Consider the following 21,306-nt stretch of genomic DNA (forward strand, 5'->3'; position numbering starts at 1 on the left):
AATTATAGTATTATTATAAACACTGTTTTTGCTAATGTCAATATTTACACGAAATAACAAATTTAATAAGAGAAATTTTATGTAAATTGACAATCTTTATATATAAGTAGTATACTTTTATTGTAAATGTACTATACATGTAAAATTTGTATTTAAATTTCAATTATTTTTTTGCATACTTATAATTTAGAGTTTTTTTGATAATAATAGAAATGGAGGTGAATATATGTTAGAAAAAATCATCAGAGTAGTTATTACAATCATTGGTCTGGGACTTGGGTTTGAGGTATCGTATTTATCTTTCAACGTTTATAAGCTTCAAGATATGGTAAATTTACAATTTAATAGTATTACTGTTATGATAATTTGTATATTAAGTTCAATTATAGGCGGTGTTATATTTTTTATTCTTTTTCCTAATTTTGTAAAACTGGCTAAAGACTTTGAAAAATGGATTGAGACAGCTCTTCAAAAGGTATCTATTTATGAAATCTTGATTGGGGGATTTGGACTTATCGTTGGTTTAATTCTTGCAAATCTTATAAGCATACCTATATACCAAATTTATATTTTAGGTAAAATTATACCTATAATTTTAAATATTTTTTTGGGATATCTTGGTATAAACGTTTTTTTAAAGAAAAAAGAAGAAATATCAAATTTATTTACCATGTTTAAAAAAATAGGACCTGCAAAGGTTCCGAAAATACAGACAATAGAAATACCTAAAATACTTGATACAAGTGTCATAATTGATGGAAGGATTTTTGATATTTGCAAGACCGGTTTTGTTGAAGGACCTCTGATAATACCGAATTTTGTGCTGGAGGAGTTAAGGCATATAGCTGATTCCTCAGATTCCCTTAAAAGAAACAGAGGCAGGCGGGGACTTGATATTTTAAATAAGATACAAAAAGAATTGGATATAAAAGTTCAGATAATTGAGAGGGAAACTGATGCAGCCGAGGTTGATACAAAACTTTTAAGGCTTGCAAAATTGATGAATGGCAAGGTTATTACAAATGATTATAATTTGAATAAAGTAGCCGAGTTTCAAGGGGTTCCTGTTCTTAACATAAACGAATTGTCTAATGCCGTAAAACCTGTTGTACTTCCAGGTGAAGAGATGATGGTACAGATAATCAAAGATGGAAAAGAATCAGGGCAGGGTATAGCATATCTTGATGATGGAACAATGATAGTGGTAGATAGCGGCAGAAAGCATATCGGTGATACATTAGAGGTAATTGTTACAAGTGTTTTGCAAACGGCAGCAGGCAGAATGATATTTGCAAAACCAAAGAATGCTGAACAGGAAAAAGCAATGTGAAAATATTTATAAAACATGGAGGGAACTAAGATGCGGTTTTACCATGTTTTATTTTTTGCTATGTGATATAATCAATAATAAAAATTATGCAATGGAAGGTGTATTAATGTATATAAGTGCTATAATTGTTGCCGGAGGTAAAGGCAGGCGTATGGGTAGTTCCATTAATAAGATTTTTTTAGATTTAAACGGAAAGCCCTTATTATATTATTCAATAAAGGCATTTGAAGGTATTCCGGAAATTGATGAAATTATAGTAGTATCTTCAAAGGAGGAAATGAAGCATTGTCAGATTGAAGTTATAAAAAAATTCAGATTAAATAAAGTAAAAAGGATTGTTGAAGGTGGGAAAGAAAGGCAGGCTTCGGTTTATAATGGACTGATGGCTGTTGATAAGAGATGTGAAATTGTATTGATTCATGATGGAGCGAGGCCTTTTATCAGCAGGTCAATAATTACTAAAGGTATTAAAGAAGCTAAGATTCATAAGGCAGTGGGAATTGCAGTTCCTGTGAAAGATACGATAAAGGTTGCTGATGAGGACAATTTTATCATAAACACACCTGAGAGAAAGACATTATGGGGGATACAGACACCTCAAATATTCGACTATGATTTAATTACAATGGCACATAAAAAAGCTATCGAAGATGATTTTATTGGGACAGATGATTGTGTCCTTGTAGAAAGATGCGGGAGTAGGGTAAAATTGGTTGAAGGAAGCTATAAAAACATAAAAATAACAACACCGGAAGATTTGATTATAGCTGAGGCACTATTAAACAACTTAGATATGGATAATTATAGTTAAGGGAAAAAATACTTTAATAACCTTTTTACTATGTACCTCATATAATTTATTACAAGGACCGATTATATGAGGGTGATATTTATGAAACTGCCATTGATTTTTATTCATGGTATTTTTGGTTCAATTTTTGTTCCTACACCTCTTGGGAAAATATGGACATTTGGACCTGCCGGTTATATTTATGAGCCATTTGTGGAGAATCTTAAAACCCTTGGATATACAGAGGACAAGAATCTTTTTATATGCTATTATGAATGGTGGAAGAAGGTGCCTGATTGCATAAATACACTCATATCAAAAATAGATCAAGCTAAGATAAAAAATGCTTCAGATAAAGTAGATGTGATTTGTCACAGTATGGGGGGCTTGCTTGCCAGAAGTTATGTACAAAGCTGTTATTATAGAAATGATATTGATAAACTTATATTTTTGTCGACTCCTCATTATGGAGCAGCGAATGCTTATTATGCATGGGAGGGCGGTGCTGTGCCACCTGGTGATGATGATGACTTTACAAATATACTTTTGAGAGGTTTCTTATGGACGATTGGTAAAATTAAAGGTGAAAAAGATGAACTTATGATAATAAGGAATTTTATTCAATCAATAAATAATTTGATGCCGACATTTGATTATGGTAACTATATATTCAAGTATCCAATCGTAAATAATAAAGTTATATTTAAAAATATACTTTATATGAAGGAAAAAAATCAATTCTTAAATCAATTAAATAATAATATTGATCTTTTATATGAAAGAGTAAAAAAAATATACGTATTTTCTGGGAATAATATATATACAAATAAATTTATACAGGTAAAGGAGCCTGTTGATGATATACTATGGCCAGATGGAGAGGCTATTGGAGTTGTAAGAGATAATAAGGGCGATGGTACGGTACTAAATAAAAGTGCTTTAGGTATCAAAGGAGAGCAATATACGCTTGATGTCGGACATGGTGGGATATTAAATGCCTCAATACCTATTTTGAAAGATATCTTGGGGGTTGAAAAAAGTCCTAAGATGAATATTTTAGAGAAGATAGCATCATTTATTAATATACTAACAGATAAGAAAATTGTTGTACTGGATAGGGAAAAACGATTAAAACGATTTAATGTTTTTGGCAAGATAAATTGGTATATGGATACAAATAATAAGGGTGAATATTATATTTCAGCAAAAGAACCCATAAAAAATGAAATTTTAATTGCAACAAATAAAGGACATATCCATAAAAAACTGAGAAGGTTGTCAAGATTAAGGTCTCATAAACTTACTGTTTCAGTGGATGAAAAAGGTAATTTTGAGATAAAAGATGTTTAACATTATAAGATAATGGGGGGTGTAAGTGTGAGAATAGGACTTGGATATGATGTGCATAAACTTGTAGAAGGAAAAAAATTAATCTTAGGAGGTATAAAGATACCATATGAGAAGGGATTATTAGGGCACTCAGATGCAGATGTGCTTACACATGCTATAATAGATGGTATATTGGGAGCGGCTGGACTTGGTGATATAGGTACGCATTTTCCTGACTCTGAGTGGGCTTATAAGGATATAGACAGCATGATTTTACTTAAAAAAACCTTGGGGATGATAAAAGAAAGGTATAAAATTAACAATATAGACTGTATTATTGTTGCACAGGAGCCAAAATTATTGCCATACAAAGAAGCCATAGAAAAAAATTTGTCTACAGCGTTGAATATAGGCATAGATAGAATCAATATAAAGGCGAAGACAGAGGAAGGACTTGGATTCACCGGCAGAAAAAAGGGCATTTGCGCATATGCTGTTGTAAGTCTTTTGGAAGATGATATTGACATATGTAAATAAATTAAATAGAATTTAAAGCATGAATAACGGTTAAGGAGGAAATGAATTGAGATTATCTAAACAACTTATACCAACATTACGGGAAATACCTGCGGAGGCAGAGATTTCAAGCCATCTTTTTATGCTGAAGGCAGCAATGATAAGAAAACTTGCATCAGGAATATATATATATTTGCCCATAGGGCAAAGGGTTTTAAGAAAAGTAGAACAGATTATAAGGGAAGAAATGGATAGAGCAGGAGCACAGGAAGTCCTTATGTCTTCACTTATACCATCTGAATTATGGAGAGAATCGGGAAGATGGGATGTATTTGGACCAGAGATGTTTAAGCTGAAAGATAGAAATGACAGGGAATTTTGCCTTGGTCCTACCCATGAAGAGGTATTTACAGACCTTATAAGAAATGAAATCAAGTCATACAGGCAGCTTCCGATAATCTTATATCAAATACAGACAAAATTCAGGGATGAAAGAAGACCCAGATTTGGTGTTATGAGAAGCCGTGAATTTATAATGAAGGATGCATACAGCTTTGATACAGACTGGGATAAACTTGATATATCATTTGCTCAAATGTATGAAGCATATTGCCGTATATTTGACAGATGTGGTCTTGAGTATACGGTTGTTGAGGCAGATTCAGGTGCAATGGGCGGCAAAGATTCTAAGGAATTTATGGTTACGTCAAATGTAGGTGAAGCTTCAATAGTATATTGCGAAAATTGCGGATATGCGGCAAATGAAGAAAAAGCAGAATGCCTTCCAGATACGGTAAGCAATGAAAAAATGTTTCCACCCGAAAAAATTAAAACTCCCGATGCAAGAACCATTGAAGAACTTGTTACATTTTTAAAAACAGTGCCGGATAGATTTGTTAAAACTTTGATTTATAAATTCAATGATAAGATTATTGCAGCACTTGTAAGGGGCGACAGGGAGCTGAACGAAGTCAAGCTGCTTAATGTGTTAAAAGCAGTAGAACAGGACCTTGAAATGGCTGATAGCAAGACTGTGGAAGAAGCAACGGGCGCAAAAGTAGGATTTGCAGGACCAATAGGCTTAAAGGGAGATGTTTTAGTTATTGTTGATAGAGAAATACCTGAAATGAAAAATTTCATAATAGGTGCAAATGAAACAGGTTATCATATTAAAAATATCAACTATGGAAGAGACTTCAAAGCAGATATTGTTGCAGATATAAGAAATGCGGTTGAAGGTGATAAATGTCCGAAATGCGGAAAACCGATAAAGATTAAAAGAGGCATAGAAGTAGGGCATATATTCAAACTTGGCACAAAATACTCCGATGCCCTCGGAGCAAATTTTATAGATGAAGACGGGAATGAAAGACCTATTATAATGGGTTGTTATGGCATAGGCGTTAATAGAACGATTGCTGCGGTTATTGAGCAGAATCATGATGAAAAAGGAATCATATGGCCCATGTCAATCGCACCCTATCATGTAGAAATAGTACCTGTTAATGTTTCAGACCATATCCAGAAAAATCTTTCCGAAAGATTATATAAGGAACTTCAGGATGCTGATATAGAGGTATTGATAGATGACAGAGATTTAAGGGCTGGGGTTAAATTTAACGATGCTGATTTGTTGGGAATACCAATCAGAATAACTGTGGGGAAAAAAGCAGGTGAAAATATAGTAGAACTGAAGCTGCGTTCATCTGATAAAGTTGAAGAAATTGCAGTATCAGAAGTTGTCGAAAAAGTAAAAAATCTAATAATAAAAAAATGATGTAAATATAGGTTTCACAATATGCGAAACCTATATTTGACAGTAAAGTTAATATTTTTCCATGTATAAAAAAGACGACAAATTAGAAGAATAAGAATAGTATTTATGAAAGGAGTGGGGTTGTGGCAATACATATTATGGGTGTATCAATTGATAAAAGGTCGGATTTTGTACCAAAGGTACAGGAGGTTTTGACAAAGCATGGCAGTAATATTCTTGCAAGGTTTGGCATACATGATGAAAGCGATGATAATGGTCTTATTACATTAAATGTAAGAGGTGATGAGAATTATATAAATCAATTTTCAAAAGAACTAAGCAGTATACCGACAGTAAAAGTCAATCATATGACTATAAAATAAGGTGCCGAAAACCCGGCACCTTATTTTTTTATTTATATCCTGTAATAAAAATATAAAATCTGGTATAATGTATTTGAAATAAACTTATGATGGAGATGACTTTATGATAGAAAAGAGAGTAAGATTTGCTCCAAGTCCAACTGGTGCAATACATATAGGTAATATACGTACAGCATTGTTTAACTATCTTTTTTCAAGAAGTGAGGGGGCAAAGCTTGTACTTAGGATAGAAGATACTGACCTTGGGAGGTCTTCAAAAGATTTTGAAGAACTTATTTTTAAAGAGCTTAAATGGCTTGGAATAGAATGGGATGAAGGACCTGATAAGCCGGGAGATTATGGTCCATATAGGCAGAGTGAAAGGCTTTCAATTTACCATAAATATGCTCAAAAACTTTTGAAAGAGGGTAAGGCATACAGATGTTACTGTACACCTGAAGAACTGGATGAGGATAGAAAAATCTCCGTGGCAAACGGTGATATTCCCAGATATTCGGGAAGATGCAGGAATTTGACCAAGGAACAGGAAGAAGAATATATAAAAGAAGGAAGAAAACCTGCTATAAGATTTATAATTCCAAATGATGTGACAATAGCATTTAATGATATGATAAAAGGCATGATAGAAATAAAATCAGATACCCTTGGGGGAGATATGATAATTGTTAAATCTGATGGTATGCCCACATATAATTTTGCTGTTGTAATAGATGATACCCTTATGAAAATTTCACATGTTATAAGAGGTGAGGACCATATATATAATACACCAAAGCAGATTTTAATATATAAGGCATTGGGGTTTGACATACCGCAATTTGCCCATGCTCCTCTAATACTTGGACAAGACAGGACAAAACTTTCCAAAAGGCATGGGAATACTTATATAGGACAGTACAGAGAAATGGGATATTTGCCTGAAGCAATGTTTAATTTTTTGGCTCTTTTAAGCTGGTCCCCTGGAGATAATGAGGAACTTATGACAAAAGATGAGATAATAGCAAAATTTAATTCTAAGAATATTCACAAAGCAAATCCGGTTTTTGATATTGATAAATTAAACTGGATAAACCAGCAGTATATTCAGAAAAGTTCGATTGAGCGCATAGTGGACTTATCGATTCCATATTTAAAAAAAGCAGGGTATATTGACGAAGTTGATGATATATTATATAATTGGTTAAAAGAATTAATAATGCTATATAAAGAGGGTCTGCATTATATAGCAGAGATTCCGGAAAAGACAAAGATGTTTTTTACAAATGAACTACATTATGATAATATTTTAAAAGAGAATATTTTAAGTTTACCGGCATGTAAAAAAGTATTGAAGGAATTTAAGATTGAAATGGAAGCATTAAATGAAGTTTCTCAAGAGACGGCAAAAACCATGATGAAAACCCTCCAAAAAAAGACCGGTGTGAAGGGTAAAGAATTTTTTATGCCTGTAAGATTTGCCCTGACAGGGGAAGAGCATGGTCCTGAATTGGTTAAGATAATACCTCTTTTAGGAAAAGAAAAAATAATAAATAGATTGGAAAAAGCATTAAATTTAATAGATTAAAGGCGATGAGCAGAAGAGTACCATAATATAAACCTTAAGAGAGAAGCCATCAAAGGCTGCAAGTGGCTTTAGGATATTATATTACGGGAAGTGCATCTGTAAGCTGTACTGCCGAAAAGTAGGCGGTTACCGGTAATCCGTTATAGATATAAGTGGAGTGCTCCTCAATCAGAGTGGAACCACGGGTAATTCCTCGTCTCTGCACATGATGGGGAATTTTTTATTTTTCTGATAAAAGTTAAATCAAAAGGGGTGAATTAATATGTTCAAGAATATAAAAGAAGATATAAAGGTTGTATTTGAAAGAGACCCTGCGGCAAACAGTGTACTTGAAGTCATATTATGTTATCCGGGACTTCATGCTATAATTATGCATAGAATTGCACATTATTTATATATGAAAAAATTAATTTTGTTATCGAGGCTTATTTCTCAGATCAACAGATTTTTTACAGGGATTGAGATACATCCCGGAGCAAAGATTGGAAAGGGATTTTTTATAGACCACGGCATGGGGGTAGTAATTGGTGAAACAACAGAAATAGGCGATAATGTTACCTTATATCAGGGTGTGACATTAGGCGGTACGGGAAAGGATAAGGGTAAAAGGCATCCTACCATTAAAAATAATGTTGTTATAGGAAGTGGGGCAAAGGTATTAGGACCTATTATAATAGGAGAGAATTCCAAAATAGGAGCAGGTGCTGTTGTACTTCATAATGTTCCGCCAAATTGTACGGTTGTAGGTGTACCGGGACATTGCGTAAAAAGGGAAAATATTAAAATCAAGAAGATAAGACCATATGTTGACCTTGAACATGGAAAATTGCCTGACCCAATTGAAGATGAACTGGACGGAATAAGAGAAAGGCTGAAAAAGTTAGAAATATTAATGAACGATATGGAGGGGAATGACGGTGAAATTATATAATACAATGACAGGAAAGAAAGAGGACTTTATACCATTACATGATAAAGAAGTAAATATGTATGTATGTGGACCAACAGTGTATAATTACATTCATATCGGCAATGCCAGGGTATTTATTGTATTTGATACCATTAGGAGATATTTGGAATATAAAGGATATAAAGTTAATTATGTTCAAAATTTCACTGATATTGATGATAAACTTATAAAAAGAGCATATGAAGAAAATACTACGGTAAAAATTCTGGCAGAAAAATATATAGAAGAATATTTCAAAGATGCCGACAGCCTTGGGATAAGGAGGGCAACAGTACATCCGCGTGCGACAGAAAACATTAATGAAATAATAAATTTTATAAAAAGCCTTATTGAAAAAGGATATGCATATGTGGTGAATGGAGATGTGTATTATAATACGATAAAGTTTAAGGATTATGGGAAGTTGTCCCATAAAAATATTGAGGAGCTTCTTTCGGGTGCCCGTATAGAAATTAATGAGGAAAAGAAAAATCCAATGGATTTTGCTCTGTGGAAAGCTGAAAAACCAGGTGAGCCTTCATGGGAAAGTCCTTGGGGAAAAGGAAGACCCGGATGGCATATTGAATGTTCTGCAATGGCTATGAAATATCTTGGCAAAACCATTGATATTCATGCAGGCGGACCTGACCTTATTTTCCCGCATCATGAAAACGAAATAGCCCAGAGTGAAGCTGTAAACAATGTTCCTTTTGCTAAATACTGGATGCATATAGGATATCTTAATATAAACAATGAAAAGATGTCCAAGTCTAAAGGCAATTTTTTCACTGTAAGAGATATATTAAATCATTATGAACCTGAGGTATTGAGATTTTTTATGCTGACGGCTCATTACAGGAATCCCATAAATTTTAGTCCGGAGCTTTTAGAGCAGGCAAAAAGCGGATTTATGCGTTTGTTAAATGCTGTGGACAACTTAAAATACCTTTTTGAGGTTTCCAAAGATAGAGAACCAGTAGAGGATGAAAGGTCTTTTATGGATAAGCTTAAAGAATATGAAAAAAGATTTGAGCTTTCTATGGACGATGATTTCAATACCGCTGATGCTATTGCTGTTTTGTTTGAAATGGTCAAAGATATAAACACAAACATTGATGGAAATTCATCCAAGGAATTGATAAGATATACACTGGATATATTTCTAAAATTATCGTCAATTTTAGGTTTTTTCTATAAAAAACCTGATTTAATAGAAGATGAAATAAAAGCATTAATAGACGAAAGAGAGAATGCCAGAAAAAATAAAAATTGGGCGCTTGCCGATAAAATAAGGGATGAACTTAAAAAGCAGGGTATTATACTTGAAGATACGCCAAATGGAGTAAGGTGGAGAAAAATTTGATGTTTTTTAATGAAGATGATTATACTTTTAATAAAGAGGAGGTAATGAGATTATCTCCGCTTATTTTAGCCTTTATTGGTGATAGCATTTATGATTTATTTATAAGAAGAAATATTGCGGTAAAGGGAAATAGACCTTTATATAAAATACATAAAGAATGTGTAAAATATGTAAAAGCTGAGGCACAGGCAGAAAGTCTGAAAAGAATTTCAAAGTATTTAACTGATGATGAGAAGGATATAGTAAGAAGAGGAAGAAATGTTAAAAGTGCAACAATTCCAAAACATGCAGATATAGAGGATTATCATCTTGCAACTGCATTTGAAGCATTATTGGGATATCTTTACCTATTGGGGAAAATAGACAGACTAAAGGAAATATTAGAATTAACCATTGAATCTAATAATGAAAAAGGAGAATAAAAATGGAAGACAGTAAAAACGTAATATTTGGCCGCAATCCTGTTGTTGAAGCTATAAAAGGCAATCGTGAAATAGAGAAGCTTTATGTATCAAAAACTGCAGGCGGCAATATAGCCAAAATAATTAAAATGGCAAGAGATAAGAATATAATAGTATCAACGGCAGATTCAAATACCCTTGATAAATTATCTGACGGAAAAAGCCATCAAGGTGTTGTTGCAGTTTGTTCTGTATATAAATATTGTGAAATTGATGATATATTGAGTTTTGCAAAAGCAAAAAATGAAAAGCCTTTTTTACTTTTATTGGATGGAATTACAGATACACATAATCTTGGAGCAATTATTAGGACGGCAGAAGCATTTGGCGTACATGGAATTATAATTCCAAGAAGGAGGGCGGCAGGTGTTAACAGTACTGTTGTTAAAACATCTGCAGGTGCTACAGAATATGTAAAGATAGCAAAGGTTTCAAATATAAACATCGCTATAAAGAAATTGAAAGAAGAGGGGATATGGATAGTCGGCAGCAGCATTGATTCAAAGACAGATTTTGATAAGGCAGATTATACACTTCCTATTGCCATAGTTATAGGAAGTGAAGGTGAAGGAATGGCTGAGCTTACCCAAAAGAATTGCGATTTTATTGTAAAGATTCCTATGACAGGTCACATAAATTCTCTGAATGCTTCCGTTGCAGCCTCTTTAATTATGTTTGAGGTCGTAAGGCAAAGGAATAAGTAAGGCGTGATTTAATGTACATGATATTAGATGGATATAATATTATAAATAATTGGTCGGAGCTTAAAAAAGTGGCAGAAGAAAATCTTGAAGACGCAAGGCTTAAACTTATTGAAATGCTGATAAATTTTCAGGGGTATTCAGGAATAAAGATAATACTGGTGTATGATGCATTGTATGTTAAAGGGAGCGTTGAAAAACATGAATATTATAACAATGTTGAGGTTGTTTACACAAAAGAAGGGGAGTCGGCAGACCATTATATAGAAGGAATAATTAAAACTTTGGCAGAAAAAGAACAGGTAGTAGTTGTTACCTCTGATTGGGCTTTGCAGCAGGTTGTGCTTGGAGAAGGGGCGACAAGAATGTCATCTCGGGAATTACATGATGACTTAATTAAATATTTTAATGAGAAAAAGAAATATTTTGTTGTTAATAATCTAAAAAACAATATTGAATCTATGTTAGATGAAGATGTCTTAAAAAAATTACGTAAAATGTCGGAATAATAATAAAACGGCTTGACTATCACATGTATTATAATGTATAATTATTTCGTAAACTTGCCTAATAATGGAGGCGATATTTGTGGAATCGGTAGCACGGTGCAATCATTATAATACATATGAGGTTATGGATGAAGGTGATGTTGTAACTGAAGCACAAAGTGGTAACGAAGAAGCTTTGGAATACATCATCGAAAAATATTGCAGTTTTGTAAAAGCAAAAGCACGTTCCTATTTTTTGGTAGGTGCTGACAAAGAAGATATAGTGCAGGAAGGGATGATTGGTTTATTTAAAGCCATACGTGATTTTAGAAGTGATAAGCTTTCTTCTTTTAAAGCATTTGCTGAATTATGTATTACACGTCAGATTATAACAGCAATAAAAACTGCCACAAGGCAAAAACACATCCCGCTTAATTCTTATATTTCTCTTAATAAGTCGATTTTTGATGATGAGTCTGATAGAACGTTAATGGATATAGTTTCAAATGAATGTATTTCTGACCCAGAAGAATTAATAATTAATCGTGAAGAATGCACTGATATCGGGAACAAGATCAGTGAAAAATTAAGTGTACTTGAAGCAGAAGTTCTTATTTCTTTTCTTGATGGAAAATCATATCAGGAAATAGCTGTTGAGCTTAATAGACATGTGAAATCAATTGATAATGCTTTGCAGAGAGTAAAAAGGAAACTCGAAAAATGTCTTGATGAGAAATAGTTGAGTGTTGACAATTTCGATTTTTTATAGTAAAATTTAAAATCGATGCTGTGGATACAAATAAGCTGTTGCCCATGTAGCTCAGTCGGCAGAGCGTCGCCTTGGTAAGGCGGAGGTCACCGGTTCAATCCCGGTCATGGGCTCCAAATTTGTAATTTTTATTTATATATTTAAATATGAAACACCAGGGTGTGTTTATTAGAGTGGGAGGATAAAAAATGGCAAAACAGAAATTTGAAAGAAAGAAACCCCATGCAAACATAGGGACAATAGGACATGTAGACCATGGAAAGACGACATTAACAGCAGCAATAACAGCAGTATTGGCGACGCAAGGTATGGCACAGGCGACAGCATATGACGAAATAGACAAAGCACCTGAAGAAAAAGCAAGAGGTATAACCATAAACACGATGCATGTTGAATATGAGACAGAGAAGAGGCACTATGCACATGTTGACTGCCCGGGACATGCAGACTATGTAAAGAACATGATAACAGGTGCAGCCCAGATGGACGGTGCGATATTAGTTGTATCAGCAGCAGACGGTCCAATGCCGCAGACAAGAGAGCACATATTATTGGCAAGACAGGTTGGAGTACCGTATATAGTAGTATTTTTAAACAAAGCAGATATGGTAGATGACGAAGAACTAATCGAATTAGTAGAGATGGAAGTAAGAGAGTTGTTAAACGAATATGAATTTCCTGGAGATGACACACCGATAATAGTAGGATCAGCATTAAAAGCACTGGAATGTGGATGTGGGAAAAGAGATTGCAAATGGTGCGGCAAGATATGGGAATTAATGGATGCAGTAGATGAATATATACCGACACCAGAGAGAGATATAGACAAACCGTTCCTAATGCCGGTAGAGGACGTATTTACGATAACAGGAAGAGGAACAGTGGCAACAGGGAGAGTAGAGAGAGGCAAGATAAAAGTAGGGGACGAAGTAGAGATAATAGGGCTTGCAGCAGAGTCAAAGAAGACAGTAGTGACAGGATTAGAGATGTTCAGGAAGGTTCTTGATGAAGCACAGGCAGGAGACAACATAGGAGTACTATTAAGAGGTATAACAAGAGAAGAAGTAGAAAGAGGTCAGGTATTGGCGAAGCCGGGTTCAGTAAAGCCACATACGAAATTTGAGGCACAGGTATATATACTGACGAAAGAAGAAGGCGGAAGGCATACACCATTCTTCAATGGATATAGACCGCAGTTTTACTTCAGGACAACAGACGTAACAGGGATAATAGACCTGCCGGAGGGTGTAGAGATGGTAATGCCAGGTGACCATATAACAATGACAATAGAGCTGATAACGCCGATAGCAATGGAAGAAGGCTTGAAATTTGCTATAAGGGAAGGCGGACACACAGTAGGCGCTGGTGTTGTTTCATCAATTATTGCATAAATGAGGGCCGGGTTGTTACCTGGCTTTTTTTAAGCATGTTATGTCTAATTAATTATTGACAGAAAATAATATTTGTGTTAAAGTTGAGAAAGTAGTTCAAAGATTCCGGGAGGTGGAATTGTTGCGGGTTAAAATTACATTAGCTTGCACTGAATGTAAGCAAAGAAATTATAATACGATGAAAAATAAAAAAAATGATCCGGATAGAATAGAACTTATGAAATATTGTAGGTTCTGTAAAAAACATACATTGCATAAAGAAACAAGGTAAAAAACTGGATATTTATAAGAGGATGTGATGTAATGGCCGATGAAACAAAAAAAATTGGAAAGTTTTTCAGAGAAGTAAAAGCTGAGATGAAAAAGGTAATCTGGCCTACAAAAAAAGACGTTTTAGTATATACAGAAGCTGTGCTGGTTGTAATGATTCTATTTACCATGCTTATTTTCGTAGCTGATACGCTATTTACTTATCTGTTAAAACTAATTATTAAAGGTTAAAGGAGGATAGGGATTTATCCCTATGTCGGAGATGGCGGAAAATAATATGACTAAATGGTATGTTGTTCATACCTATTCTGGATATGAAAATAAAGTAAAGGCTAATTTGGAAAAAGCTGTTGAAAACAGAGGTCTTCAAGATTTAATACAGCAGATTGTAGTACCGACTGATAAGATTGTTGAGATAAAGGACGGGAAAAAGAAGACTGTAGATAAAAAAGTCTTTCCTGGATATGTACTTGTGAAAATGGTTATGACTAATGACTCTTGGTATATTGTAAGGAACACAAGGGGTGTAACCGGGTTTGTCGGACCTGAGTCTAAAGAACCTGTGCCATTAACTGAGACAGAAGTTAAAGCACTTGGAATCAGGGAGGAACTTCCATCTGTTGATATTTCACCTGGTGACAGTGTCAGAATAGTAACGGGACCTCTTGAAAATTTCATCGGTGTTGTCCAGGAAATTTACCTTGAGAGGCAAAAGGTCAAAGTTCTTATTTCGATGTTTGGAAGAGAAACTCCGGTTGAATTTGACCTTGTCCAAATTCAAAAGATTCAATAATAATTATAATATTGACAGGAGGTGTTAATATGGCAAAAAAGGTAGCGGCGGTTGTCAAAATACAATTGCCTGCAGGCAAAGCTACACCGGCTCCACCAGTTGGTACAGCCCTTGGACCCCACGGGGTTAATATAATGGGTTTTTGCAAAGAATTCAATGAGAGAACTGCAAAACAGGCGGGTTTAATTATCCCTGTGGTTATAACTATATTTGCAGATAGGTCTTTTTCATTTATTACAAAAACTCCACCTGCAGCGGTACTTTTGAAGAAAGCAGCCGGAATTGAAAGCGGTTCAGGACAGCCAAACAAGCAAAAGGTTGCAAGTGTAAGCAAAGACAAAATAAGAGAGATAGCTGAGATTAAGATGAAAGACCTGAATACTTCAGATATAGAAGCAGCCATGAGAATGATTGCAGGTACAGCAAGAAGTATGGGCATAGAAGTTGTTTAAGAAATTAATAGATTTAGGAAACTCCATCCTTAAAAGGGGTGGTATTTATGAGTAGTGGGAGGATAAATCCGATATTACCACAAGGAGGTTTTAGATATGAAACATGGTAAAAAATATATTGAAAGTGAAAAATTAATTGATAGGTCTGTGTTATATGAACCACAGGATGCGGTAGAACTTGTTCTTAAGACGGCAAAGGCAAAATTTGATGAAACAGTTGAGCTTTCTGTAAGGCTTGGGGTAGACCCAAGACATGCGGACCAACAGGTAAGAGGTACTGTGGTACTACCTCATGGGACTGGTAAAACAACAAGGGTTTTAGTTTTTGCAAAAGGAGATAAGGCGGAAGAAGCGAAAGCAGCAGGCGCTGATTTCGTAGGAGCCGAAGATCTTATTACAAAAATACAGAATGAAAATTGGTTTGATTACGATGTGATTGTTGCGACTCCGGATATGATGGGAGTTGTAGGACGTCTTGGTAAGATTTTAGGTCCAAAAGGGCTTATGCCTAATCCTAAAGCAGGTACTGTGACTTTTGATGTGGGAAAAGCAATAAAAGATATTAAAGCAGGTAAAATAGAATACAGGGTTGATAAAAATTCTATCATACATGTCCCCATAGGGAAAGTATCCTTTGGGAAAGAAAAATTAACAGAGAATTTTAAGACTATAATGGATGCCATTATCAGGTCAAAACCTGCTGCAGCTAAAGGTCAGTATTTAAAAAGTGTAGTAATTTCTTCAACGATGGGACCAGGAGTAAAAATCAATCCATTAAAAGTTGTATAATCGGTTGACAGGATAAAAAAATAATTATATACTGTTTATGATAAAATTGAAAATGCACCGTAGACAGCAGGTGTGAGTTCCACATAAATCCTGCCGAGGTTTCTCATAATAAAGAAAAAATTTGTTTATAAGAGATCTCTATGTCTACGGGGATCTCTTATATTTTTCTAATAGGAGGTGAAATGATGGGTGCAGCAAAAGAAGCAAAAGAAAAAGTTGTAAAAGAGTTTAAAGAAAAATTATCAAAATCACAATCGGTTATTTTTACAAATTATAGTGGTTTGACGGTTGAGAATGATATGAATTTAAGAAGGAAATTCAAGGAGTCAAATGCTGAATATAAAGTATACAAAAATACTTTAATGGCATTGGCAGTAAAAGAGCTTGGATATGATGAAGCAATTAAATATCTTGAAGGACCTACCTCGGTAGCATTTGGATATGGTGACCCTGTAACACCGGCTAAAATAATTGTTGAGTTTAGTAAAGATAGTAAAGGTATCGAGTTTAAAGCAGGTATTGTAGATGGTAAGGTTATAGGTCCTGAAGAAGTAAAGAAACTTTCTGAGTTGCCGTCAAGAGAAGAACTTGTTGCGAAAGCACTTGGCAGCATGAAGGCGCCTATAAATAATTTTGTTTTTGTGTTATCAGGTATGTTAAGAGGACTTGTAGTTGCATTAAATGCAGTGAAAGAGAAAAAGGAAAATGAAGCATAATAAAAAATTAATGGAGGTAATGTGTGATGAATAAACAAGAATTATTAGATGCAATAAAAGGGATGACGGTATTGGAATTGGCAGAATTGGTAAAAGCTTTAGAAGAGGAGTTTGGTGTATCAGCAGCAGCACCTGTTGCAGTTCAAGCAGCACCTGCAGCTCAAGCTGCGCCTGCAGAAGAAAAGACAGAATTTGATGTAATATTAACAGAAATAGGTTCAGAAAAAATTAAGGTTATTAAAGTAGCAAGAGAAATAACAGGTCTTGGATTGAAAGAAGCAAAAGACCTTGTAGAGGGTGCTCCAAAACCTGTTAAAGAAGGCGTAAGCAAGGATGAAGCTAACCAGATTAAGGCTAAATTTGAAGAGGTTGGAGCAAAAGTAGAAATAAAATAAAAAAATAAACATAGCAATAAAAATAAAAGTATTCTAAAACTAAGGATACTTTTATTTTTATATTCGTGAGGTTTATTATACATAATTTTTAGATTTGGGACATAATCAAAAGTGGTATATCAAGACAATATCACAGAATAATAACACCGAAAAAATTTTCTGTTGACATTATTAACCCGTTGTGGTAGTATTATATATTGCATTAACAATGTCAAATTAATATTATATAATGACTACATTTATTAACATGTTAATAATTGAATAAATGTATACAATCTGGTAAATAATAATTATATCTTTTTATAATTATCCAAAGGTACTATTTTAGGGGTATCTTCTATGTACCCCATCTTGGTTATTTTAAATTTATAAGGGGTGAAGTGGATGTTACATCCAGTTGATGCCGGCAAAAAAAAGAGAATGAGCTTTGCCAAAATTGAGGAAGTCCTTGATATGCCAAATCTAATTGAGGTTCAGAAGAATTCATACAAATGGTTTTTGGATGAAGGTTTGAAAGAAGTATTCAGGGATATTTCTCCTATTGAAAGTTTTACAGGTAATTTATCTTTAGAATTTCTTGATTATAAACTTGACAATAATCCTAAATATTCGGTGGAGGAAAGCAAGGATAGAGATACTACATATGCAGTGCCGATGAGAATTAAAGTCAGGCTGACAAACAGGGAAACAGGGGAGATAAAGGAATCCGAAGTATTCATGGGTGATTTTCCGTTAATGACAGATAAAGGTACTTTTATTATTAACGGTGCGGAACGTGTAATTGTAAGCCAGCTTGTCCGTTCGCCGGGGGTTTATTATCAACAGCAGTTTGATAAGGTTGGAAAGAAATTATTTTTTGCAACCATTATTCCTAATAGAGGTGCATGGCTTGAATACGAAGAAGATTCCAATGACATTTTTTCGGTTAGAATCGACAGAACAAGAAAAGTTCCTATTACTGTTTTTTTAAGAGCACTGGGCTATGGAACGGATGCGCAGATAATCGATTTATTTGGGGAAGATGAAAGAATAAAGACTACTCTTGATAAAGATACGACAAAATCTGAGGAAGAAGGACTTGTTGAAGTATATAAGAGGCTAAGACCAGGTGAGCCTATAACGGTTGAAAGCGCAAGAAGTTTACTTTATTCATTGTTTTTTGATCCAAAAAGATATGACTTAGCAAAAGTAGGACGTTATAAATTTAATAAAAAATTATCTTTAAGCACACGTATAACAAATCAAAAAGCGGCTAAAAAAATTGTAAATCCTGTTACAGGTGAAATAATTGTAGAAGAAGGACAAAAAATATCGCGGGATATTGCAAAGAAAATACAAAACAGCGGAATAAATATGGTTGAAGTAATGGTTGAAGGCAAAGCTGTAAAAGTAATTGGTAATAATACTGTTGATATAAATGAATATCCTCTTAGTGTTGATGTTTCAAGTCTTAATATAAAGGAGAAGGTTCAACTTGATGTTTTAGAGGATATACTTAAAAACTTTTCCGAAGAAGAGGATATTCTAAATGAAATCAAACGAAGGATAGATGAGCTGATACCGAAACATATAACAAAATCGGATATTATAGCTTCTATAAATTATAACCTTAATCTTTCGGATGGTATAGGTTCTGTGGATGATATTGATCACCTTGGCAATAGAAGATTGAAATGTGTTGGAGAACTTTTGCAGAATCAGTTTAGAATAGGCTTGTCAAGGATGGAAAGAGTTGTAAGAGAGAGAATGACAATTCAGGACATAAGTGAGATAACTGCACAAAATTTAATAAATATAAGACCTGTAGTTGCGGCGATAAAAGAATTTTTTGGAAGTTCTCAACTTTCACAATTTATGGACCAAACAAATCCTCTTGCAGAGCTAACACATAAGAGAAGGTTAAGTGCATTAGGACCGGGTGGTTTAAGTCGTGAAAGGGCGGGCTTTGAGGTTAGAGATGTTCACCATTCACATTATAGCAGGATGTGTCCTATAGAAACACCTGAGGGACCTAACATAGGGCTTATTGGTTCTCTTTCAACATATGCAAGAATCAATGAATATGGTTTTATTGAGGCACCATATCGAAAGGTGGATAAAAAAACCGGAAAAGTGCTTGATGCGGTGGAATATATGACAGCAGATGTGGAAGATGAATATATAATTGCACAGGCTAATGAACCTCTTGATGAGGAAAGCAGGTTCATTCATGAAAAAGTTACTTGCCGTTATATGGATGAAATATTAGTTGTATCCAGTAGCGAAGTTGATTTCATGGATGTTTCTCCAAAGCAGGTTGTTTCTGTTGCAACAGCTATGATACCGTTTCTTGAGAATGATGATGCCAATAGGGCTTTAATGGGGTCTAATATGCAGAGACAGGCAGTTCCACTCATTAAGCCACAAGCACCGATTGTTGGTACTGGTATTGAATATAAGGCTGCAAGAGATTCAGGTGTTGTTGTTATTGCAAAAAATGCAGGAATTGTTGAAAAAGTGACTGCGAATAAGATTGTGATAAGAACAGATGATGGAAGACGAGATGAATATAATCTATTAAAATTTAAAAGGTCAAACCAAGGTACATGTATTAATCAAAGACCAATAGTTGTTGAAGGTGAAAGAGTAGAAAAGGGACAGATTATAAGTGACGGACCTTCTACAGAAGATGGTGAAATAGCCCTTGGGAGAAACATATTAGTAGGATTTATGCCATGGGAAGGGTACAATTACGAAGATGCTATATTAATAAGTGAAGAACTTGTAAAGGAAGATGCACTAACATCTATCCATATAGAAGAATATGAATCTGAAGCAAGAGATACCAAACTTGGTCCTGAAGAGATAACAAGAGATATTCCTAATGTAGGGGAGGATGCATTAAAGGACCTTGATGAAAGAGGAATAATTCGTATTGGAGCAGAGGTAACCGCAGGCGATATCTTAGTTGGTAAGGTTACCCCCAAAGGTGAAACTGAATTAACGGCTGAAGAAAGGTTGCTAAGGGCAATATTTGGTGAAAAAGCCAGAGAAGTTAGGGATACATCCTTAAGAGTGCCTCATGGTGAAGTAGGAATAATTGTTGATGTTAAAGTTTATACAAGAGAAAATGGTGATGAACTTCCACCGGGTGTTAATGAAATGGTGCGTGTATTTATAGCACAAAAGAGGAAAATTTCCGTAGGGGATAAAATGGCAGGAAGACATGGAAACAAAGGTGTTGTATCAAGGATTCTGCCGGTTGAAGATATGCCTTTTATGCCAGATGGTACACCACTTCAAATATGCTTGAATCCTCTGGGGGTGCCTTCTCGTATGAATATAGGTCAGGTGCTTGAAGTACATTTAGGTCTTGCCGCAAAAGCACTGGGCTGGTATGTAGCTACACCGGTATTTGATGGTGCTAATGAAGAGGATATTCAGGAGCTATTGGAAAAATCCGGATTTTCCAAGGATGGTAAGGTACAGCTTTATGATGGAAGGACAGGTGAACCTTTTGACCATAAGGTTACAGTAGGATATATGTATATGCTTAAACTCCATCATCTTGTTGATGATAAAATGCATGCAAGGTCGACTGGTCCATATTCTTTAGTTACACAACAGCCTCTTGGGGGTAAAGCACAGTTTGGAGGACAAAGATTTGGAGAAATGGAAGTTTGGGCATTGGAAGCATATGGCGCATCTCATATATTGCAGGAAATACTTACGGTTAAATCTGATGATGTAACAGGACGTGTTAAGACTTATGAAGCCATTGTAAAAGGAGAAAACATCCCTGAGCCTGGTGTTCCCGAATCCTTTAAAGTTCTTGTAAAAGAACTTCAAAGTTTATGCCTTGATGTCAAGGTATTAACAGAAGATAAACAGGAAGTGGAATTGAAGGAATTTGAAGATGATGATGATATCACTGATGACGAATCAGTAAATATCAACATAGAAGGTAGAGAAGATACACCTGAGATTAAATACGGCGAAGAATTCATTGAGGGATATGATGAAGATACAGAAAAGGAAAATTTTGACGATATCAATTTTGAGGTAGATGACCCTGATATAAATGAAGATTTAGATTTAAACGATGAAATATAATGATAATAT

22 protein-coding genes, 1 tRNA gene and 2 other annotated features are annotated in these 21,306 nt (G+C 34.6%); all 23 genes read left to right on the forward strand.

The window, feature by feature from the left end; translation table 11 throughout:
• Nucleotides 1-226: 226 nt before the first annotated feature.
• The 23 genes from AC0LWJ_RS09955 (at nt 227) to rpoB (ending at nt 21,297) form a co-directional block, all read left to right on the forward strand.
• A complete protein-coding gene (locus AC0LWJ_RS09955) occupies nt 227-1,330 on the forward strand; it encodes a PIN/TRAM domain-containing protein (RefSeq protein ID WP_474239695.1) in 1,104 nt (367 codons plus the stop codon).
• 106 nt (nt 1,331-1,436) lie between these two features.
• Nucleotides 1,437-2,141, forward strand: coding sequence for a 2-C-methyl-D-erythritol 4-phosphate cytidylyltransferase (gene ispD / locus AC0LWJ_RS09960; RefSeq protein ID WP_474239723.1), 705 nt, complete (start codon nt 1,437-1,439; stop codon nt 2,139-2,141).
• Between the two features lie 81 nt (nt 2,142-2,222).
• Nucleotides 2,223-3,470 (forward strand): esterase/lipase family protein, encoded by a 1,248-nt coding sequence (locus AC0LWJ_RS09965; protein WP_474239697.1) that lies wholly within the window; start codon nt 2,223-2,225, stop codon nt 3,468-3,470.
• Between the two features lie 27 nt (nt 3,471-3,497).
• Nucleotides 3,498-3,986, forward strand: coding sequence for a 2-C-methyl-D-erythritol 2,4-cyclodiphosphate synthase (gene ispF, locus AC0LWJ_RS09970; protein ID WP_474239699.1), 489 nt, complete (start codon nt 3,498-3,500; stop codon nt 3,984-3,986).
• A gap of 46 nt (nt 3,987-4,032) precedes the next feature.
• The gene (locus tag AC0LWJ_RS09975) at nt 4,033-5,742 is read left to right on the forward strand and encodes a proline--tRNA ligase (protein WP_474239701.1); all 1,710 of its coding nucleotides are present in this window, start codon (nt 4,033-4,035) and stop codon (nt 5,740-5,742) included.
• A gap of 122 nt (nt 5,743-5,864) precedes the next feature.
• A complete protein-coding gene (locus tag AC0LWJ_RS09980; protein WP_284679870.1) occupies nt 5,865-6,104 on the forward strand; it encodes a hypothetical protein in 240 nt (79 codons plus the stop codon).
• A gap of 103 nt (nt 6,105-6,207) precedes the next feature.
• Nucleotides 6,208-7,668 (forward strand): glutamate--tRNA ligase, encoded by a 1,461-nt coding sequence (gene gltX / locus AC0LWJ_RS09985; RefSeq protein WP_474239703.1) that lies wholly within the window; start codon nt 6,208-6,210, stop codon nt 7,666-7,668.
• Nucleotides 7,665-7,872 (forward strand) — a binding site (T-box leader). It overlaps the preceding gene by 4 nt.
• 58 nt (nt 7,873-7,930) lie before the next feature.
• Nucleotides 7,931-8,599, forward strand: coding sequence for a serine O-acetyltransferase EpsC (gene epsC, locus AC0LWJ_RS09990; RefSeq protein ID WP_474239705.1), 669 nt, complete (start codon nt 7,931-7,933; stop codon nt 8,597-8,599).
• Nucleotides 8,586-9,980 (forward strand): cysteine--tRNA ligase, encoded by a 1,395-nt coding sequence (cysS, locus tag AC0LWJ_RS09995; protein ID WP_474239707.1) that lies wholly within the window; start codon nt 8,586-8,588, stop codon nt 9,978-9,980. Before epsC ends, cysS begins: the two co-directional genes overlap by 14 nt.
• Nucleotides 9,980-10,402, forward strand: coding sequence for a Mini-ribonuclease 3 (locus AC0LWJ_RS10000; RefSeq protein WP_474239709.1), 423 nt, complete (start codon nt 9,980-9,982; stop codon nt 10,400-10,402). The genes cysS and AC0LWJ_RS10000 overlap by 1 nt, the downstream gene beginning before the upstream one ends.
• A 2-nt stretch (nt 10,403-10,404) precedes the next feature.
• Complete coding sequence (rlmB, locus tag AC0LWJ_RS10005; protein ID WP_474239711.1) at nt 10,405-11,145, forward strand: 23S rRNA (guanosine(2251)-2'-O)-methyltransferase RlmB; 741 nt, start codon at nt 10,405-10,407, stop codon at nt 11,143-11,145.
• A gap of 11 nt (nt 11,146-11,156) precedes the next feature.
• Nucleotides 11,157-11,651 (forward strand): NYN domain-containing protein, encoded by a 495-nt coding sequence (locus AC0LWJ_RS10010; RefSeq protein WP_474239713.1) that lies wholly within the window; start codon nt 11,157-11,159, stop codon nt 11,649-11,651.
• A 64-nt stretch (nt 11,652-11,715) separates the two neighbouring features.
• A complete protein-coding gene (sigH, locus tag AC0LWJ_RS10015; RefSeq protein ID WP_474239715.1) occupies nt 11,716-12,369 on the forward strand; it encodes an RNA polymerase sporulation sigma factor SigH in 654 nt (217 codons plus the stop codon).
• A 70-nt stretch (nt 12,370-12,439) separates the two neighbouring features.
• Nucleotides 12,440-12,515 (forward strand) — tRNA-Thr (locus tag AC0LWJ_RS10020).
• Nucleotides 12,516-12,587: 72 nt separating this feature from the next.
• Nucleotides 12,588-13,790 carry an elongation factor Tu gene (gene tuf / locus AC0LWJ_RS10025; RefSeq protein WP_503031436.1) on the forward strand — a complete coding sequence of 401 codons (1,203 nt, stop codon included), beginning with the start codon at nt 12,588-12,590 and terminating at the stop codon, nt 13,788-13,790.
• Between the two features lie 121 nt (nt 13,791-13,911).
• Nucleotides 13,912-14,061, forward strand: coding sequence for a 50S ribosomal protein L33 (rpmG, locus tag AC0LWJ_RS10030; RefSeq protein WP_284679862.1), 150 nt, complete (start codon nt 13,912-13,914; stop codon nt 14,059-14,061).
• 32 nt (nt 14,062-14,093) lie between these two features.
• The gene (gene secE, locus AC0LWJ_RS10035) at nt 14,094-14,291 is read left to right on the forward strand and encodes a preprotein translocase subunit SecE (protein ID WP_474240024.1); all 198 of its coding nucleotides are present in this window, start codon (nt 14,094-14,096) and stop codon (nt 14,289-14,291) included.
• A gap of 46 nt (nt 14,292-14,337) precedes the next feature.
• Nucleotides 14,338-14,853, forward strand: coding sequence for a transcription termination/antitermination protein NusG (gene nusG, locus AC0LWJ_RS10040; protein ID WP_474240022.1), 516 nt, complete (start codon nt 14,338-14,340; stop codon nt 14,851-14,853).
• Nucleotides 14,854-14,882: 29 nt separating this feature from the next.
• On the forward strand, nt 14,883-15,305 hold the full coding sequence (gene rplK / locus AC0LWJ_RS10045; RefSeq protein ID WP_474240020.1) for a 50S ribosomal protein L11: 423 nt from the start codon (nt 14,883-14,885) through the stop codon (nt 15,303-15,305).
• Nucleotides 15,306-15,401: 96 nt separating this feature from the next.
• Nucleotides 15,402-16,094 carry a 50S ribosomal protein L1 gene (rplA, locus tag AC0LWJ_RS10050; RefSeq protein ID WP_474240018.1) on the forward strand — a complete coding sequence of 231 codons (693 nt, stop codon included), beginning with the start codon at nt 15,402-15,404 and terminating at the stop codon, nt 16,092-16,094.
• 39 nt (nt 16,095-16,133) lie between these two features.
• Nucleotides 16,134-16,265, forward strand: a sequence feature (ribosomal protein L10 leader region).
• 14 nt (nt 16,266-16,279) lie between these two features.
• Complete coding sequence (rplJ, locus tag AC0LWJ_RS10055; protein ID WP_474240016.1) at nt 16,280-16,810, forward strand: 50S ribosomal protein L10; 531 nt, start codon at nt 16,280-16,282, stop codon at nt 16,808-16,810.
• 26 nt (nt 16,811-16,836) lie between these two features.
• Nucleotides 16,837-17,205, forward strand: coding sequence for a 50S ribosomal protein L7/L12 (gene rplL / locus AC0LWJ_RS10060; RefSeq protein ID WP_284679857.1), 369 nt, complete (start codon nt 16,837-16,839; stop codon nt 17,203-17,205).
• A gap of 384 nt (nt 17,206-17,589) precedes the next feature.
• Complete coding sequence (gene rpoB / locus AC0LWJ_RS10065; RefSeq protein WP_474240014.1) at nt 17,590-21,297, forward strand: DNA-directed RNA polymerase subunit beta; 3,708 nt, start codon at nt 17,590-17,592, stop codon at nt 21,295-21,297.
• Nucleotides 21,298-21,306 lie beyond the last annotated feature (9 nt).

This window comes from Aceticella sp. 75b-Ac, assembly GCF_056032965.2.

Bases quoted from the DNA above. Each gene is read 5' to 3' on its own strand.
- AC0LWJ_RS09955 (WP_474239695.1), top strand. From the start codon at position 227: ATGTTAGAAAAAATCATCAGAGTAGTTATTACAATCATTGGTCTGGGA.
- ispD (WP_474239723.1), top strand. From the start codon at position 1,437: ATGTATATAAGTGCTATAATTGTTGCCGGAGGTAAAGGCAGGCGTATG.
- AC0LWJ_RS09965 (WP_474239697.1), top strand. From the start codon at position 2,223: ATGAAACTGCCATTGATTTTTATTCATGGTATTTTTGGTTCAATTTTT.
- gltX (WP_474239703.1), top strand. From the start codon at position 6,208: ATGATAGAAAAGAGAGTAAGATTTGCTCCAAGTCCAACTGGTGCAATA.
- epsC (WP_474239705.1), top strand. From the start codon at position 7,931: ATGTTCAAGAATATAAAAGAAGATATAAAGGTTGTATTTGAAAGAGAC.
- AC0LWJ_RS10000 (WP_474239709.1), top strand. From the start codon at position 9,980: ATGTTTTTTAATGAAGATGATTATACTTTTAATAAAGAGGAGGTAATG.
- rlmB (WP_474239711.1), top strand. From the start codon at position 10,405: ATGGAAGACAGTAAAAACGTAATATTTGGCCGCAATCCTGTTGTTGAA.
- AC0LWJ_RS10010 (WP_474239713.1), top strand. From the start codon at position 11,157: ATGTACATGATATTAGATGGATATAATATTATAAATAATTGGTCGGAG.
- sigH (WP_474239715.1), top strand. From the start codon at position 11,716: ATGGAGGCGATATTTGTGGAATCGGTAGCACGGTGCAATCATTATAAT.
- tuf (WP_503031436.1), top strand. From the start codon at position 12,588: ATGGCAAAACAGAAATTTGAAAGAAAGAAACCCCATGCAAACATAGGG.
- secE (WP_474240024.1), top strand. From the start codon at position 14,094: ATGGCCGATGAAACAAAAAAAATTGGAAAGTTTTTCAGAGAAGTAAAA.
- nusG (WP_474240022.1), top strand. From the start codon at position 14,338: ATGACTAAATGGTATGTTGTTCATACCTATTCTGGATATGAAAATAAA.
- rplK (WP_474240020.1), top strand. From the start codon at position 14,883: ATGGCAAAAAAGGTAGCGGCGGTTGTCAAAATACAATTGCCTGCAGGC.
- rplA (WP_474240018.1), top strand. From the start codon at position 15,402: ATGAAACATGGTAAAAAATATATTGAAAGTGAAAAATTAATTGATAGG.
- rplJ (WP_474240016.1), top strand. From the start codon at position 16,280: ATGGGTGCAGCAAAAGAAGCAAAAGAAAAAGTTGTAAAAGAGTTTAAA.
- rplL (WP_284679857.1), top strand. From the start codon at position 16,837: ATGAATAAACAAGAATTATTAGATGCAATAAAAGGGATGACGGTATTG.
- rpoB (WP_474240014.1), top strand. From the start codon at position 17,590: ATGTTACATCCAGTTGATGCCGGCAAAAAAAAGAGAATGAGCTTTGCC.